This is a genomic window from Aminobacter sp. MSH1 (assembly GCF_003071665.1).
Classification (GTDB): domain Bacteria; phylum Pseudomonadota; class Alphaproteobacteria; order Rhizobiales; family Rhizobiaceae; genus Aminobacter; species Aminobacter niigataensis.
Map to the genome: position 1 here is coordinate 1,925,411 of NZ_CP026265.1, position 16,952 is coordinate 1,942,362.

The window sequence follows — 16,952 nt, forward strand, 5'->3', positions numbered from 1 at the left end:
TAGGGCGGCCTCCGCCTGCCGTGCGGCAGGCCAGTCAGCACCTCGTTTTTAATCTGGGAGCCTGAGGCTCCGCGGAAATCGAACCAAACTCAAGGGAAGAGAGTCATGGCCGAATTCAAGACCGACATCGAGATCGCGCGTGCGGCGAAGAAGAAGCAGATCCAGGAGGTCGGTGCCAAGATCGGCATTCCGAGCGAACATCTGCTGCCTTATGGCCACGACAAGGCGAAGATCTCGGCCGAGTTCATCGGCAATGTGCGCAAGAACAAGGACGGCAAGCTGATCTTGGTCACCGCGATCAACCCGACACCGGCCGGCGAAGGCAAGACCACGACGACAGTCGGTCTCGGCGATGGTTTGAACCGCATCGGCAAGAAGGCGATCGTGTGTATCCGCGAAGCCTCGCTTGGACCCAACTTCGGCGTCAAGGGCGGTGCTGCCGGTGGCGGTTATGCCCAGGTCGTGCCGATGGAGGACATGAACCTCCACTTCACCGGCGACTTCCACGCCATCACCACCGCGCACAATCTTTTGTCGGCGCTGATCGACAACCACATCTACTGGGGCAACGAGCTCGGCATCGACACCCGCCGCGTCGTGTGGCGCCGGGTGATGGACATGAACGACCGGGCGCTCCGCGAGATCAACTGCTCGCTCGGCGGCGTTGCCAACGGTTTTCCGCGTGAGGCCGGCTTCGACATCACCGTTGCCTCCGAAGTCATGGCGATCCTGTGCCTGGCGACCGACCTCAAGGATCTCGAAAAGCGTCTGGGCGACATCATCGTTGCCTATCGCCGCGACAAGACGGCAGTCTATGCCCGTGACCTCAAAGCCGACGGCGCGATGGCGGTGCTGCTCAAGGATGCCGTCCAGCCCAACCTGGTGCAGACGCTGGAAAACAACCCCGCCTTCGTCCATGGCGGCCCGTTCGCCAACATCGCCCATGGCTGCAACTCGGTGGTCGCGACCACCACCGCGCTCAAGCTCGCCGACTATGTCGTCACCGAAGCCGGCTTCGGCGCTGATCTGGGTGCCGAGAAGTTCTTCGACATCAAGTGCCGCAAGGCTGGCCTCAAGCCTGCCGCTGCGGTCATCGTGGCGACAGTCCGCGCGATGAAGATGAATGGCGGCGTCAAGAAGGAAGAGCTCGGCAAGGAAAATGTCGATGCGGTGAAGAAGGGCTGCGCCAATCTTGGCCGCCACATCGAGAATGTGAAGCAGTTCGGCGTGCCGGTGGTGGTGGCGATGAACCACTTCGTCTCCGACACCGACGCCGAGATCGCGGCGATGAAGGACTATGTCGCTTCGATGGGTGCCGAGGCAATCCTGTGCAAGCACTGGGCCAAGGGTTCGGCCGGCATTGAGGAGCTCGCCCACAAGGTGGTGCAGCTCGCTGAATCGGGTGCTTCGCAGTTCTCGCCGCTCTATCCCGACGAGATGAAGCTGTTCGACAAGATCGACACCATCGTCAAGCGCATCTACCGCGGTTCCGAGGCGATCGCCGACAAGTCGGTGCGCGACCAGTTGCATCAATGGGAACAGGCGGGCTACGGCCATTTGCCGGTGTGCATGGCCAAGACGCAGTATTCGTTCTCGACCGATCCCAACCTGCGTGGCGCCCCTGTCGACCATGTCGTGCCGGTGCGCGAGGTCAGGCTTGCCGCCGGTGCCGGCTTCATCGTCGCCATCTGCGGTGAGATCATGACCATGCCCGGCCTGCCCAAGGCACCGTCGTCGGAAAAGATCTTCCTCAACGAACAAGGCCAGATCGAAGGTCTGTTCTAAGGCGAACGCGTCTTAACATAAGGATTAGAAATACGTGTCAATCATTATCGACGGGAAAGCGGTGGCGGCCGATGTAGTCGCCAAGGTCCGGATCGCAGCCGAAAAGCTGATCGCCGAGACCGGTGTTGTTCCAGGCATCGCGGTGGTCATCGTCGGCCATGACCCGGCAAGCCAGGTCTATGTCGCTTCCAAGGGCAAGAAAGCCAAGGAATGCGGTTTTCATTCCATCGAACATGCGCTGCCGTCCGACACCTCTGAAGCTGATCTGGTCGCGCTGGTGCAGAAACTCAACGCCGACCCCAAGATCCACGGCATCCTCGTCCAGTTGCCCCTGCCCGACCATGTCGACGCCGGCAAGATCATCCAGACGATCTCGGCCGACAAGGATGTCGACGGCTTCCATTTCACCAATGTCGGCAAGCTCGGTACCGGCGAACTCGATACCGCCTTCGTGCCCTGCACGCCGGCCGGCTCGATGCTGCTGATCGAGCGTGCGCTTGGCCGCGACCTGTCGGGCCTCAATGCAGTCGTTGTCGGGCGCTCCAACATCGTCGGCAAGCCGATGGCCAATCTGCTGCTCAATGCCAATGCCACTGTCACCATCGCCCACAGCCGCACCAAAGACCTGCCGGCCTTGTGCCGCAGCGCCGACATCCTGGTGGCAGCGGTCGGCCGTCCTGAAATGATCAAGGGCGACTGGGTCAAGCCGGGCGCAACGGTCATCGATGTTGGCATCAACCGCCTCAGCGCAGACGCCAACGGCAAATCGAAGCTCGTCGGCGATGTCGACTATGCCAGTGCGGCAGAACAGGCTGGCGCCATCACCCCGGTGCCGGGCGGCGTCGGCCCGATGACGATCGCACTTTTGATGGCCAATACGGTCACCTCGGCCTTCCGCGCGGCAGGTCAGGCGTTTGACTTCGACGCTTACAGTTGACCGGTGCATGGAGGCCTCAGAAAGAAGCCGATACCGCCCAAGGCTACTGATTGTAGAGCGAAATCAGCTGGTTATCGCAGCGTTGCGCGACATGATCAGCCGCGACGAACGTTTCGACTTCGCTGCCGGCATCAATAGCGGTAAGGCGTTTCTGGAGGCCGTGGAAGAAACGAAGACGGCCTTCGACGTGGCAATCGTGGGCTGGAAACTATCCGACATGAACGCCTCCGAACTGCTAATCGAGCTTCATCGCCGGCAGCTCGCGATGCGCGTGGTTATTTTCAGCAACGATCATGACCCAGGCATTCTGAAGCAGTGCGTACGCCTTGGCGCGCACGGCTTTTGCTATCAGTTCGATGATCCCAGCGTCCTGTTCGGCACGCTTGCTGCGGTCGCAAACGGCCGTATTTGCATTCCCTTTATAGAGGTCTCCAAAATCAATGAGACGCCCTTATCACGCCTGACGCCGCGCGAATTGGAATTGCTCGCTGTGCTCGCCAATGGCTGGACCAATTTGCAGATTGCCACCAGGACCGGTATTTCGGAGAACACAGTCAAGTACCATCTGAAGAATCTGTATGACAAGCTCGGCGTCCGCAATCGGGCAATGGCGGTGGCGCTGTTTGTCATGGATACGAAACAATAAGCCTCCAGACGGCTGCCAGGCAGCGTTCGCGCGCGGCAAGCCGAGCTTAATCAACAGGGCGAGGCGCCCCCTGGGATGTCAGGACCGTTAACGACCTTCGATTTGTCATTGTCGATCGGAAGAACCAACTTAGCATGAATCCTGATAACGACGCCTAACCGTCTTTTAATATTGACGTCGCTTTGCATCTGTGCAAGCATTCAATCAGGTGGCGGGATAGTCACCTTTTGGTACCACGCGCCGCCCCTCAGGATAAATCCTGCCGGCTAGCAGTTGTGGTCCACCTTCATCTCAAAATTGCCGACATCTTTTCGCGAAGCCGACGACTGCCGTTTGCTCAACGGAACCGATGTCAGCTGGCGCTTTGAGCAGTCAACAAAAACAAGGGGAACGCAAATGAAAACAACAATGCAGAAGATTTCCGTGTTGCTTGCCGTAACTGTCCTGTGGACCGGGAGCGCAGTTGCGGAAGAGGAACCGATCGTGTTGGGGATTCCCGTTGGCCTAAGCGGGGCAAACAGCGTCGTGGCACCGTCCGTGATTCAGGCGACCGAACTCGCTGTCTCCGAAATCAATGAGGCGGGCGGGTTGCTGAACAGAAAGCTGGTCATTGAAGTCGCCGACGATGCGTCCGGCGCCGCCGGGGCTCAGAAGGCCTACGATTCCCTTGTCTTTCAAAAGGAAGTCGACGCCATCGTGGCAATGGAAACGACGGCGGCTCGCAACGCCGGCCTGCCGATCATCACGCGGGGGCAAATTCCGTACATCTACACCTCCTTCTATGAAGGCGCCTCCTGCAACAAGTATCAGCACATCAACGCCTGGGTGCCACAACAGATGGTTTCCCTCATGGTTGATTATTTCATGTCGGATCATGGCGCGAAGAAATTTTTCCTGGTTGGCAGCGACTACGCGTTCGGTCGGGGTCTTCTTGGTGATACTAACAAGTACATCGCCGAGAAGGGCGGAACCGTTGTAGGAGAAGAATACAATCCGATGGATGCTACGGATTGGACGGCAATCGTCAGTAAGATCCGCGCGACCAACCCGGACGCCATCATTACTTCCACAGCCGCTGGTGCGCCGAACGTCACCTTCACGAAGCAATTGCGATCGGCAGGCATCACTGCCAAATACGGTAATTACGCGCTTGATGAAGGTACGGCAAAGACCCTTGGGCCTGATGCCGAGGGGATCTATCTCGGCGGTACCTACTACACCGGTATCGCCTCGGAGAAAAACGCCCGGTTCTTGAAAGCGCTGAAAGCCAAGTTCGGGGAAAAGACTGAAACGCCGAATGAGCTGTCCGTGCCGCAATACGATGCTGTGCATCTCTACGCCTTGGCGGTCAAGAAGGCCGGGACAACGGATACGGATGCGGTCGTAAAGGCGCTAAGCGAAGTGACTTTCGACGGCCCTCGCGGTTCGGTGCTGATGTCGAAACAGCGTCATGCTCCGCTGACGATGTATCTCGCGCAGGTCGATGCAAAGGGCGACACAACCATCATCAAGTCCTATCCCAATGTAGATCCGGGCGAGCAGTGCCCCAATCTGTGACCGGACAGGCGGCGCTTTCTGCCGTCTGACTGCTGACCAAATATGGCGATGCTGTGTTGACCCTCAGACGCGGCGATGTACGAACCCATCTTTCGGCATCGATCACTCGGAAGTTCAATACAGCTCGCTACAGAGGAAACTTCGGAGACTTAGATGGTTCCGGTACTACTTGATATCATAACGACTGCAGCAATCTTATACATCGTATCTTCGGGATTGCTGCTTGTGTTCGGCGTCATGAAGCTCATAAACTTCGCACACGGCGGATTGATGACGCTTGGGGGCTATGCCGCCGTCATCGCCACCGCGATGGGGATGAATCCTTGGATCGGTATACCCCTGGCGGCGATTTTCGGCGGAATTGTCGGTCTCGGAATGGAACGTGTCGTCGTGCGCTCGCTCTATGATCGCCCCCTCGATGCCATTCTGGCGACGTGGGGCCTGAGCATTATCATTGGGCAGGTTATTACCCTGGTCTTCGATCGCGGTGTCCATTTCGCTGAGCCTCCGATCAGAGGCGTGATCAGTATCTTGGGTGAGCCTTACTCAACCTATCGGTTGATCCTGACAGCCGTTGCGCTGCTGCTCGGCGTCGGCTTGACGATGGCGCTTCGGGGCACCTCACTGGGCCTCTCCACACGCGCGGTCATTATGAACGAGGACCTCGCGCGCGGGCTCGGCATCAACAGCGGCTTAGTTCGCTCCATCACATTTACGCTCGGCTCCGGTTTGGCGGCGGTGGCCGGAGCTCTGATAACTCCACTGTCCAGCGTCGATCCAAACATGGGCGTTGCCTGGCTGATCAGCGCTTTCATGCTCGTGCTCGTTTCGGGCTCCTCCCTCTATAGCCTGGCTGTCGCGAGCGTTGTCCTGGGGGGCGCCCAAGTCATTGTGAGCAATTATTTCGGTTCGGTCCTCGGCGGCATGACGATTGCTGCGCTGGCCGCTGTCATACTTCGCATCCGTCCGCAGGGGTTTTCTTATGAGTGACGCAAACGTGAAGGAACTTGGAAGCGCTTCCATTCAACGACCGCAGATCGCCCCGCTGACAAGGATGGTGGTCATCGCCGCGATCTGTCTGATCGGGGTTGGCGCCGCGCCCTTCTTCATGGACGCCTATTCCGTGAACGTCCTCGTAAGGTCGATGATTTATGCATCAATCGCGCTCTCGGTCGACATTCTGTGGGGCTACCTCGGAGTTCTGACTTTCGGTCAGTCGGCATTCTTCGCGGCCGGCGCCTACGCAACGGCATTGGTCTTTACCTATGGCGGCTTTTCGGCCGGAAATGCCTTGGCCGCCGTCTTGATCGGCATCGCAGTCGCAGTCGCCCTCGCCGGGTTGGTGGCATTCCTTGCCTTCTGGCATGGCGCTTCGTCGCTCTATGCGTCCGTGATCACCCTCGTCCTGCCGATCATCGTCACGCAGGTTCTATTTTCCGGCGGAACCTACACGGGCTCAAGCAGCGGCCTGACCGGCTTCGAAACAATCCCGCTCAGCTCTGAGGCGTGGTTCTGGGCTGTCGGAGTCTGGCTAGTCGTACTGACGTCAGCGGCTTGGATGTACACGCGCAGCGACGCCGGGCGGCTTCTGATCGCGATCCGGGAAAATGAGCAACGTTGCAAGTATCTCGGCTTAAACACCTCAAACATTAAGGCAGTGATCTTTCTGATCTGTGCAGCAATCGGCGCGATTGCAGGCTGGATGTACGCTAACTACACGATGGTGGTCGCCCCCGAAATCGCTGGCTTCACGTTCGGAACCGAGCTTCTGATCTGGGTTGCATTGGGCGGGCGTGGTACGCTGTTTGGCCCAGTGATCGGAACGATTATTATCGACTATGCCAGTGCGCAGCTGCAGGGCGATTTTCCCTTCGTGTGGAAGCTTGTCATCGGAATAGTCTTCGTTTCGGTCATCGTCGCCCTGCCGCGCGGTATCCTGCCCTTGGTTTCGCATGCCGCCAACTGGTTACGCGTTCGCACCGGAAAAGCTCAGCCTCAGCAATACGCCCAGCTCCAGCTGCACAAGGCAAGCAGGAGCGAGCGCAACATCATTGCGGCCGAGTCCAGCGGACCCGCGCTTATAGTGAGCGGGGTGGAAAAGCGATATGGTAGTCTGGAAGTTCTGTCCGGCATCGATTTCGAAGCCACCTATGGCGAGATCGTTAGTCTCGTGGGGCCAAACGGTGCCGGCAAGACGACCCTCATGACCTGCATCGCCGACGGCTCAAAGCGTAGCGGTGGCACGATTTCGGTCGCTGGCCAGGACATCGGCCATCGTCCGCCTGAAGAGTGCGTAGGTCTCGGTGTGGGCCGCAAGTTCCAAATGGCCAACGTTTTCGACACCTTGACGGTAGGTGAGTGCCTCCAGATTGCTCGGGCGCGCCTAGATCCTTTGTCCAAATGGCAGAAATCCGGTGTCTGCAGCCTGCCGCCTTCTGCCATGCACGTTGTCAGGGCCACCGGTCTTCACACCGAGCTGCATTTGCCCGCACAAGTGCTGTCGCACGGAAAAAAGCAGGCGCTCGAATTGGCAATGGTGTTGGCTCTCGAGCCCAAGGTGATCCTCTTGGACGAACCCACGGCTGGTCTCACAAAAGCCGAGCGCACGCTGATCGGAACGATCCTGGTGGAACTGACCAAAGCGGAGCAACTGTGCATTCTGCTCGTGGAGCACGATCTAGACTTCGTCCGCGAAATTTCTTCGCGAGTCATCGTTCTACATCAAGGTCGGATTGTTCTTAACGGGTCGGTTGATGAGGTCGTGAATTCCGAACTCGTTAAGTCGGTCTATGCTGGTTCGGGGCACTGAGAGGATGAACTCATGACAGAAGCAGTGCTCGCTGTGAATGGTCTCAGCAGCGGATATGGACAGGCCACCGTAATACGGAACCTGGATTTGAAGATCGCCCACGGCGAAATCGTCGCCGTGGTGGGCAAGAACGGTATGGGCAAGAGTACGCTGCTCAAGTCGATCATGGGGTATTTGCCGAAGTTTTCAGGCTCCGTATCGATGGCGCAGCATGCAATCAGCGAAAGTCGTCCCCATCAGATTGCTAGGCTTGGCGTGGCTTATGTGCCGCAGGAAAAGGCGTTATTTCAGGACCTTACGGTCGAGGAAAACATTCGCTTGGCGCTGCGTGGCTCGGTTAGCTGGAACGAGGCGGAGGCGACGATCCGCCGTTGCTTCCCGTTCCTCCTCAAGCGGTTGCAGCAAAAAGCCGGCACGCTCAGTGGCGGCGAACAGAAAATGCTTTTGATCGCACGCTCTCTCTCCGTCGGCGCCAAGGTACTCCTGATCGATGAGATAACCGAAGGCATGCAGCCGTCAGTTATCACCAACCTGGTGGAAATCATCAAGAGGGAGAGGGATCGTTCTGGGCTCGGCGTTCTTTTGGTTGAACAGAACATTCCGTTCACCCGTGCCGTTTCTGACAGATACGTTCTCCTGGACAAGGGTGAAATATCGGGGTTCGGAAACACGCGTGACCCGGATACGCATGACAAGATCGCGGCCCACATAAGCCTCTGATCATCCTGAAACGACTTCAAAATGGGCGAGGGCATCTCGTGTATCTGACCAACAGGGAACGCGACAGACTTCTTGTTTTCACAGCGGCCAGGATGGCTCAGCGCCGCCGCGCAGAAGGCATACGGCTGAACTTGCCGGAGGCCAGAGCAGTAATAGCCGATGCGATCCACGAAGGGGCCAGACGAGGTAGCTCGGTCTCAGAATTGATGGCTTTGGGCCGCACCGTATTGCAGCCTGAGGAAGTTCAGCCGGGTGTCGTGCCGCTTCTGGAAATGTTGATGGTCGAGCCGATGTTTCCGGACGGTCAAAAGCTCGTTTGTGTCCACGATCCCCTCGGTCGGCCCCATGAAAGCGAGGAAGAGGACGAGCCAGGCGGCTATCGCCTGGCGAAAGAAGGGATAGAGATCAATGTCGGTCGTGCGACGACGCGTGTGATAGTTCGCAACTTTGGCGACCGCCCCGTTCAGATCGGCTCTCATTTCCACTTCTTTGAGGTGAACGCCGAGCTGGATTTTGACCGGGCCGCAGCGTTCGGCTTTCGTCTCGACATACCAGCGGGAACCACGGTCCGGTTTGAGCCAGGGGATGAAAAAACCGTCGACCTTGTCGCCATCGGTGGCGAAAGGCGGGTCGAGGGGCTTAACAACCTCACCGATGGTGACCTGGACAACCCGGAAGTCAAGCGCAGGGCGGTTACACGAGCAGCAGCCGAAGGATTCAGGGGAGCTCACCATGGCTAAGGTGCTGTCGCGACGTCAATATGTTGAGCTGTATGGGCCGACGACGGGAGACCGGGTCCGTCTCGGGGACACGTGTCTCTGGGCGGAGGTCGAGCGGGATCTGCTTGTTCCGGGTGACGAACTCGTCTTCGGGGCGGGAAAAACCCTTAGAGTGGGCACCGGCTGTCATGGCCATATCACTGCGGCAGACGGTGCGCTCGATCTGGTGATAACGAATGCCACGATCATCGATCCGGTCCTCGGCATCATCAAGGCCGATATAGGGATCAAGGATGGCCTGATCGCCGGGATCGGCAAGGCTGGCGACCCCCGGATCATGGACGGGGTTGACCCTAAACTGATCGTCGGTACCAACACCGACGTTCGCGCAGCGGAGGGCCTGATCGTTACGGCCGGTGGCCTAGACTGCCACGTCCATTTCATCGATCCGGGCCAGTGCGAAGAGGCCCTGGCCAGTGGCATCACTACCCTGTTCGGCGGTGGTCTTGGGGCCACCACCGTTCCGATCGCCTCCACCGGCACAGTGAACCTCGGACATATGCTTCAGGCAGCGGAAGCGTTCCCGCTCAATTTCGGCTTTTTGGGAAAGGCGGCCTCGGATAATCATAAGCCCCTGATCGAGCAGCTCGAGGCAGGCGCCGCAGGGCTAAAAATTCATGAGGATTGGGGTGCCACAACTGCCGCGATCCATTCAGCACTGGTGGCTGCTGACGAGGCGGACGTGCAAATCCAATTGCACACCGACACGCTGAATGAGTTTGGGTTTCTCGAGCGAACCTTGAAGGCAATCGACGGCCGTACCATTCACGCCTACCACGTCGAAGGCGCCGGCGGGGGCCATGCCCCAGACATTATCAAGGTGTGTGGGTACGGGAACGTCCTGCCTTCGTCGACCAATCCGACCAATCCTTACTCGGTTAATACGTTCGACGAGCATTTCGACATGGCAATGGTCAGCCATCATCTCAATCCAAGACTGCCGGAGGATATCGCCTTTGCCGAATCCCGGATCCGCCATGAGACCATTTCGGCCGAAGGTGTGCTGCACGATATCGGCGCCATTAGCGCTATAGGATCGGACTCCCAGGGGATGGGTCGCATTGCCGAAACTATCAGTCGTACCTGGCAGACCGCGTCATGCATGAAGGCGCAGCGTGGCGCACTCGCCGAAGACGCCGGTCGCGACAATGACAACACTAGAATTAAGCGGTTCATCGCCAAATACACCATCAATCCGGCACGCATATTCGGCGTAGAGAAATATGTCGGCTCGCTCGAGCCGGGCAAGCTGGCCGATCTCGTGCTATGGAAACCTGGGATGTTTGGCGTCAAGCCGGAGGCCGTTTTCAAGTCAGGCTTCCCGGTGATGGCCGTGATGGGCGAAGCGAACGCCTCTCTCTACTGCTGCGAGCCCCTGCGCTACCGGCCGCAATGGGGCTGGTTCGGACGCGCTGCTCCGTCACTTTCGTTGCGCTTCATGTCCCAAATGGCCATCGACCGCGACGTCGCTGGAAAGCTGGAATTGCGAGCGCGTTGCGTGCCCGTGTCTGGAACACGAAAACTCTCCAAGCAAGACATGCTTTGGAACGACAAGGTTCCCAAAGTAACGGTGGATCCGGAAACATACAGAGTGGAAGTCGACGGGGAGCATTGCACGTCGCTTCCGTCCAGCAAGGTGCCGCTGGGCGCCCTTTATACGTTGAAATAGGAGAATTTCATGTCCGCTAAGGCCATTCGTATCGGCATCGGTGGTCCGGTGGGCTCCGGTAAGACGAGATTAATTGAGCGCCTCCTGCCTCTTATCCATGAGGCGGGATTGAAACCCGCGGTTATCACCAATGATCTCGTGACTCTGGAGGACGCCATCCGGCTCAAGGCGAGCGGCCTCATAGAAGAGACTCTGGTCATCGGCGTAGAAACCGGAGCGTGCCCTCATACCGCGATCCGCGAGGATCCTTCGGTGAACATACAGGCTGCTGACGCGCTGGAGCGCGACAATCCGCTCGATCTCATCCTGATTGAGAGCGGTGGAGATAATTTGGCGGCGACATTCTCCTCGGAACTCGTTGACTATTGGATCTTCGTGATTGACTGCGCCGCCGGTGATGACATCCCGCGCAAACGGGGACTTGGAATGCTTCAAGCTGATCTTCTCGTTGTCAACAAGATTGACCTCGCTCCGCATGTGGGCGCTGACCTGGACCGTATCCGTCACGACGTTCTGGTCAACCGCCCTCAAAAGGCTACCATTTACACGAATTTGCGTTCGCCGGAGGGTGCAGCAGAGGTCTTTGCGACCATAAAAAGGGATGCCTTGTTCAGCTGTGCGGAAAAGTGACCAAGTATGACGCACGCGTCTGGCCTTCTCAACCTGGAGTTTGCGGCTGACTGCCTGGGGAAAACACACCTCATGCAGCGGGTTCAAAGGTTTCCCTTGCATTTCACCACACCCCTTTTTCTGGACGAAAGTCAGCCTGGCATGGCTTTCGTCTATGTACTGAATCCCTCGGGTGCAGTGTTTAGCGGTGACAAGCTGGAACTGCGGATTGTTGCGCGGAACGGCGGAAAACTTCATGTCACGAGCACATCTGCGACAAAGCTCCACCGGATGCTCGACGGATCAGCGTATCAAAAGGTGCATTTGGAGGCAAAGCAGGGGTCGTACATTGAATACCTGCCGGACCAGATCATACCGCAGGCGCAATCCTCCTACGACCAAGAGACGACGATAGATATCGATCGGGGGTCCATGCTCATTGCGAGCGAAATCATCGCGCCGGGCCGGTTGGCCCGCGGCGAGATTTTCGCTTTCACCCGCCTCAAACTTGCAACTCGGATTAGCGTCGACGGAAGCACGCTCTTCACAGAGCGCATGCTCATGGAGCCGACGACGATTCCGATCAATATGAGAGGCGCTCTCGGCACTTTTCTCTATTCGGGAACGCTGCTGGCACTCGTTCCAGGCGGCAACGCAAAGGGCGTTTACGATGCTGCTTCGTCCCTCGACATGACGGGCGAAGATTTTCGATTGGGTGTAGGGGCCCTGCCCGGGGCTGTCGGCATCATCGTGCGCGTGCTCGCCCTGTCGTCATCAACAATGACGCGGCTCATCGACGACGCGTGGTCACGGATTCGAATGCAGATGATTGGGGCGCCAGCGCCGTCTAGGAGGAAATAGGTCCCATGCTTGTCTCGAATGGAATAGTTGGCGCCTTGGACGACGTGGTTCACAGCGCCGCCACATTGGATTTTATCGACATTTCTTGGACTGAGGCCGGCAAGCGGCGGCTTCGGCAGCGCACAAAGCGCGGTCTCGATTTTGCGGTATCGATGCAGCATAGCCAGTACCTTTTTCACGGCGCGGTTCTATTTAACAACGAAGAACACACGGTGGTCGTGTGCAGGCCGGAGGAACTCGCCCTCGTTGTCGACCTCAGCCAAACCAACTCGGTTCCGGATATTATTCGGCAGGCTGCGCTCATCGGCCACGCATTCGGCAACCAGCATGTACCGGTCGAGGTGAACGCCTGCTCCATCCACGTGCCGATGCTGTCGAGTGAGGACCTCATGACGAAGACGGTTCGAGATCTCAAACTTGGCGAACTGTCGCTGCGTTTCGACTACGTCCGGCTGGGCGCCTCCCGTCCCCTTTTTAAAACAGAGCACGCTCATGAATGAAACGTTGGCGGGAAGGGCGATAGACGCGAGTTTTCTAATGGCCCTTCAGTTGGCTGACAGTTCGCTGCCGATCGGGCGTTATGTTCACTCCAGCGGATTGGAAGGCATTCTAGAGGAGCTTCCTAAGAATTCAGCTCAAATCGCGGAAGTCGTGAAAGCGGTCCTGCTCCACGGCGCGGGCCGCTGCGACGCCGTTGCTGCCGCTCACGCACATCGGATGTTTTCGGTCGGCGATCTCGACCAATTGCATTATGTAGATGAGCGTCTTCTCGCCACAAAGTTGTCGGTTCCGGCCCGGAACGCATCGACCTCGTGTGGTCGCCAGCTGGCGAAACTTGCCCTTCAGGTCTGGCCGCACCAAGTGCTGGGTTCATTCTGCCATGAAGTGCAACTGCGCGAGGCCGGAAATCTCGCCGTCGTGGCAGCAGCGGTGTCGGCCTCCCGGGGAATGGGCATTGAGAACACGCTCCTGGCGGAGTTGCGCGGCACGGCAAGCAGTCTCTTTTCGGCAGCCGTACGGCTCGGCCGGATGGGATCGGCCGAAGCGCAGGTTCATCTCTGCCAATGTGTCCCGATCATTGTTCAGGCTGCAGAAAAGGCCCTGGCCTTGGATCTGGACGACATGAGTTCGACCACGCTCGAATTGGAAATTGCGATGCTGCAGCTTCAACGTAATCCACTGCGTCTGTTTGCAACATAGCAGGAAGGCACGAGGATGTCCGGCATTGGCGCACTGCATGAGTCCTATCGTTCGGAGGGTACATGGCCGGTGGGTGTGCTATACTCGAGAAGCGGAATCACGGCGATTGCAGAGATTTCCCAGCTGCAAGGGACCTTGCTCGCAATTTCGGAGATAAATGACGCAGGCGGCGTGCTGGGTAAGCCGATTTCTCCCTTGATCCTTGATCCGGCGTCCGATCCGCAGCGCTACACCCAGCTCGCCAGTTCGCTTTTAATGGACCGCGGCGTGACTAACATATTCGGCTGTTCGGCGTCCTACAGCCGAAAGGCGGTGGTTCCGGTCGTCGAGCATCGCGGAGGCTTGCTATGGTACTCGATCGGCTACGAGGGGTTCGAATATTCCTCGAACGTCATCTACACCGGCCCCGCTCCGAACCAGCTGCACCTTCCGCTCGCTGAATATCTATTCCCACGCTACGGACGAAAGCTGATGTGCGTCGGCACGGACTATCTCTTCCCGCGCGAATCCAACAGGATCATGCGCGATCTTCTTTCTGAAATCGGCGGCAGCATCGTCGGCGAATATTATCTGCCGTTCGGCGCTCAAAGGGATGCCTTTCTGGATGCGATCAAGGAAGCGCGATTGCTCGGTGCCGATGTAATCTTCTCGACGGTGGTGGGGCCGGGAATAGCAGCACTTTACGATGCCTACGCGGTCGAGAAACTCGATCCAGCCGTTATGCCGATCGCCTCTCTTACGACTAACGAGGCGCACCTTCAGGAAATGTGGTTCGAGCCCCGGCCGGGCCATATCGTCTCCGCGCCTTACTTTGAAACGGTCCAATCGCCGCGAAATAACAGTTTTGTCGCCAATTATCACCAACGTTTTGGTGCCAAGCGCCCGGCCGATGCATGTGCGGAGGCTGCATATTTTACCGTGCTACTCTTTGCTCGGGCGCTGGAACGAGCTGGGACGCTAGACCCGGAATGGCTTCGCGCACAGGTACTGGGTCTCGAGGTCTCCGCTCCCCAAGGCGTTGTCATGGTGGATCCGGACAATAGCCATACTTATCTCTGGCCGAGAATTGGCAAGACGGTAGCTGGGCGGAAATTTGAGGTCGTAGCCGAATTCAAGAAATCGATGAAACCGGACCCTTACCTTGTGAACTATGTGGGCCTCGGCCGCATCGACCGGGATCACGGACAGGAGGAAATGGACAATGTCCGGTGAGGCGTTGATCCGGGAATTGCGGAAACTTCGGGCGTGTGTGATCCATCCGCCGGATTCGGCCTGTGATGAACTTGTCCGACATTTGAAACGGATCGGATGCCAAGTCGACACTTTGTGGCCAGCTCCTGATCGTTGGCCGGCTCATGCCGATGTCGTCTTCTGCATCTTCGGCGGCCACCCATCGCTCGATATGAGCGCGCTGACGGGAGGTCGCGATGGGACCCTCATTGGCATCGTCGAATATGAGAGCCCCACGATCGTCCGCGAACTTCTTGAAGCGGACGTGCAGGCCATCATCGGCAAACCCATCCGCGCTTTCGGTATATTGTCAACGTTGGCGGTTGCTAGTTCCCGTTCCCGGTTCGAACAGCGGCAGAACAGTAAGATCGCGAAGCTGGAAGAGACCTTGCGGTCGCGTCGGGTCGTGAACAACGCGGTCCGGCATCTCGCCGCGGAGCGATCGATCAGCGAGGAAAATGCGTATCAATGCATCCGGCGCTGGTCTCTTGAAGGCCGCGCATCGATGACCAAAATCGCCGACCAGGTTTTGGCCTGCGGGTCCGAGTTGAGCGATCCAAATTTTCAAATTAACCCGAAGGAAGCATTATGATTACATCTCAACGCGCCAACGACTCTGTACTTCGTGTCGCCCTTGACTGGGAGGTAGATGCGATCGATCCGCCGGCCTCGTTTGGAGGTTGGAATACAGGTAGAGTTGTCCAGCAGATATTCGAGAGCCTATATGAGGACGATCTGGAGGATGAAGTAGCCAGTCCGACGCGGCTTGTACCCGCGCTTGCCACTTCGGTCGATATCTCCGACGACGGACTTCAGTATCTGTTTCGATTGCGAGAGGATGTGAGGTTTCATGATGGAACTCGGTTCGATGCGGAGGCCGTGCGGTTTAATATAGAGCGAATGTGGAAACCTGATGCGCCGCAATATTCGCCTTTAGCAGCGGATTACAACCGGATCGGTCTCGAAACGCTCAAGTCTGTGGAGGTGGTAGGGCCGCTGGCGATCCTGCTCACCCTGAAGGAGCCCTTTCCCGAGTTCCTCCGCTACATGACGCAGGAGGATGCACCGGGCGCTCATGTCTTCATCAGCCCAGAGGCCCTGACAAAGCTTGGTAGTTCAGGCATCGCGGACCACGCACCGGGCACAGGTCCATTTCGTTTCGACAGTCGCTTTTCGACGCCATTTGGCAGTGGCGTTCGGCTACGTCGGAACGAGGATTACTGGGGTGGGCGCGCCAAACTCAAGGCCATTGAGTTCAAGCCGTATCCAAACCTTGAAGATCGCTATCGGGCGTTGGTAGATGGTGAAGCGGATCTCGCCTATGGCCTTGAGGGGAGCGATCTCGACGAATTGGTGCGGCGCGGCTTCGTCGTCCTCGAAGGCCAGGCGCCTTATGTCTGGTATTTCATTTTCAACATGCGGGATCCGGTCCTGAGCGACATCCGAGTGCGTCACGCGATCGCGCATGCGGTTGACCGCGACAGGCTAAGCCACGACATTTTCCGCGGACACACAGCTGTCGCGTCTGGAATGCTGCCGCCAGCTTCACCAGCCTTCGACGAGGAGTACAGTTTCCCCTACCAATACGATCCCAATCGTGCTCGGCAGCTGTTGACGGAAGCCGGCGTCCCTACGGAGTGGCGATTGCGCATTGTGACGGCCAACGCCGGATCCGGTCAGCTCGTGCCCGTCCGGATCTGCGAGCATCTGGCGGAAAATCTCGAGGCGGTCGGGCTGCGAGCCGAGATCGTCCGGACAGAAGACTGGGTTTCCTACTGCAACGAGTGGCGATCTGGTTTGCCGGAGGGCGCAGGTATGTCACAGATGAGCTGGGGAATGTCATGTGATATGTGGTTACAGCAGGTGTTGCATTCTATGAACAGCTCGCCCCGGGGCTTTAATGCGGGATATTACTCCAATCCAGATGTAGATCGGCTGCTGGACGAAGCACGACAAACCACAAACGACAAGCAACGTTGCCGACTGTATCGGGATGCGCATTCATTGATCATGAATGAACTGCCAGTCCTCCCGATGCTGACTTTGCGGCGCGGTTCAGTCTGCTATCATCCGCGGGTCAAGGGCTTCCGGAACCCACGGCAGAATTGGCATTCGTTCAAGAACGTATGGACGGATTCAGACATTTAATC

Annotated in this window: 16 protein-coding genes; all 16 read left to right on the forward strand. The window is 57.9% G+C overall.

The genetic code is table 11. The annotated features are described in order from the left end of the window. Window positions 1–105: 105 nt before the first annotated feature. The 16 genes from CO731_RS09650 (at window position 106) to CO731_RS09725 (ending at window position 16,950) form a co-directional block, all read left to right on the forward strand. Window positions 106–1,785, forward strand: coding sequence for a formate--tetrahydrofolate ligase (locus CO731_RS09650; protein ID WP_055980206.1), 1,680 nt, complete (start codon window positions 106–108; stop codon window positions 1,783–1,785). A gap of 34 nt (window positions 1,786–1,819) precedes the next feature. Then, complete coding sequence (gene folD / locus CO731_RS09655; RefSeq protein WP_055980203.1) at window positions 1,820–2,722, forward strand: bifunctional methylenetetrahydrofolate dehydrogenase/methenyltetrahydrofolate cyclohydrolase FolD; 903 nt, start codon at window positions 1,820–1,822, stop codon at window positions 2,720–2,722. Between the two features lie 7 nt (window positions 2,723–2,729). Continuing rightward, the gene (locus tag CO731_RS09660; protein WP_055980200.1) at window positions 2,730–3,368 is read left to right on the forward strand and encodes a response regulator transcription factor; all 639 of its coding nucleotides are present in this window, start codon (window positions 2,730–2,732) and stop codon (window positions 3,366–3,368) included. Window positions 3,369–3,776: 408 nt separating this feature from the next. Then, the gene (locus CO731_RS09665) at window positions 3,777–4,925 is read left to right on the forward strand and encodes a substrate-binding protein (protein ID WP_108606927.1); all 1,149 of its coding nucleotides are present in this window, start codon (window positions 3,777–3,779) and stop codon (window positions 4,923–4,925) included. 153 nt (window positions 4,926–5,078) lie between these two features. Further along, window positions 5,079–5,915: a branched-chain amino acid ABC transporter permease gene (locus CO731_RS09670; RefSeq protein ID WP_055980195.1), complete on the forward strand. Its 837-nt coding sequence runs from the start codon at window positions 5,079–5,081 to the stop codon at window positions 5,913–5,915. Next, window positions 5,908–7,734: an ATP-binding cassette domain-containing protein gene (locus tag CO731_RS09675; protein ID WP_082496697.1), complete on the forward strand. Its 1,827-nt coding sequence runs from the start codon at window positions 5,908–5,910 to the stop codon at window positions 7,732–7,734. Before CO731_RS09670 ends, CO731_RS09675 begins: the two co-directional genes overlap by 8 nt. A 12-nt stretch (window positions 7,735–7,746) precedes the next feature. After that, window positions 7,747–8,454, forward strand: coding sequence for an ABC transporter ATP-binding protein (locus tag CO731_RS09680; RefSeq protein ID WP_055980192.1), 708 nt, complete (start codon window positions 7,747–7,749; stop codon window positions 8,452–8,454). Window positions 8,455–8,492: 38 nt separating this feature from the next. Then, the gene (gene ureB, locus CO731_RS09685) at window positions 8,493–9,194 is read left to right on the forward strand and encodes an urease subunit beta (protein WP_082496696.1); all 702 of its coding nucleotides are present in this window, start codon (window positions 8,493–8,495) and stop codon (window positions 9,192–9,194) included. Beyond that, a complete protein-coding gene (gene ureC, locus CO731_RS09690; protein WP_055980186.1) occupies window positions 9,187–10,902 on the forward strand; it encodes an urease subunit alpha in 1,716 nt (571 codons plus the stop codon). Before ureB ends, ureC begins: the two co-directional genes overlap by 8 nt. A gap of 9 nt (window positions 10,903–10,911) precedes the next feature. Next, window positions 10,912–11,532 (forward strand): urease accessory protein UreG, encoded by a 621-nt coding sequence (ureG, locus tag CO731_RS09695; protein ID WP_055980183.1) that lies wholly within the window; start codon window positions 10,912–10,914, stop codon window positions 11,530–11,532. Window positions 11,533–11,604: 72 nt separating this feature from the next. Beyond that, window positions 11,605–12,372 (forward strand): urease accessory protein UreD, encoded by a 768-nt coding sequence (locus CO731_RS09700; protein WP_159091613.1) that lies wholly within the window; start codon window positions 11,605–11,607, stop codon window positions 12,370–12,372. Between the two features lie 5 nt (window positions 12,373–12,377). Further along, the gene (locus CO731_RS09705; protein WP_055980179.1) at window positions 12,378–12,872 is read left to right on the forward strand and encodes a hypothetical protein; all 495 of its coding nucleotides are present in this window, start codon (window positions 12,378–12,380) and stop codon (window positions 12,870–12,872) included. Continuing rightward, on the forward strand, window positions 12,865–13,572 hold the full coding sequence (locus CO731_RS09710; RefSeq protein WP_082496695.1) for an urease accessory UreF family protein: 708 nt from the start codon (window positions 12,865–12,867) through the stop codon (window positions 13,570–13,572). The genes CO731_RS09705 and CO731_RS09710 overlap by 8 nt, the downstream gene beginning before the upstream one ends. Before the next feature lie 15 nt (window positions 13,573–13,587). Then, on the forward strand, window positions 13,588–14,784 hold the full coding sequence (locus CO731_RS09715; RefSeq protein WP_055980174.1) for a transporter substrate-binding domain-containing protein: 1,197 nt from the start codon (window positions 13,588–13,590) through the stop codon (window positions 14,782–14,784). Continuing rightward, window positions 14,774–15,394: an ANTAR domain-containing protein gene (locus CO731_RS09720; protein WP_159091614.1), complete on the forward strand. Its 621-nt coding sequence runs from the start codon at window positions 14,774–14,776 to the stop codon at window positions 15,392–15,394. Before CO731_RS09715 ends, CO731_RS09720 begins: the two co-directional genes overlap by 11 nt. Further along, window positions 15,391–16,950 carry an ABC transporter substrate-binding protein gene (locus tag CO731_RS09725; protein WP_055980166.1) on the forward strand — a complete coding sequence of 520 codons (1,560 nt, stop codon included), beginning with the start codon at window positions 15,391–15,393 and terminating at the stop codon, window positions 16,948–16,950. The genes CO731_RS09720 and CO731_RS09725 overlap by 4 nt, the downstream gene beginning before the upstream one ends. Window positions 16,951–16,952 lie beyond the last annotated feature (2 nt).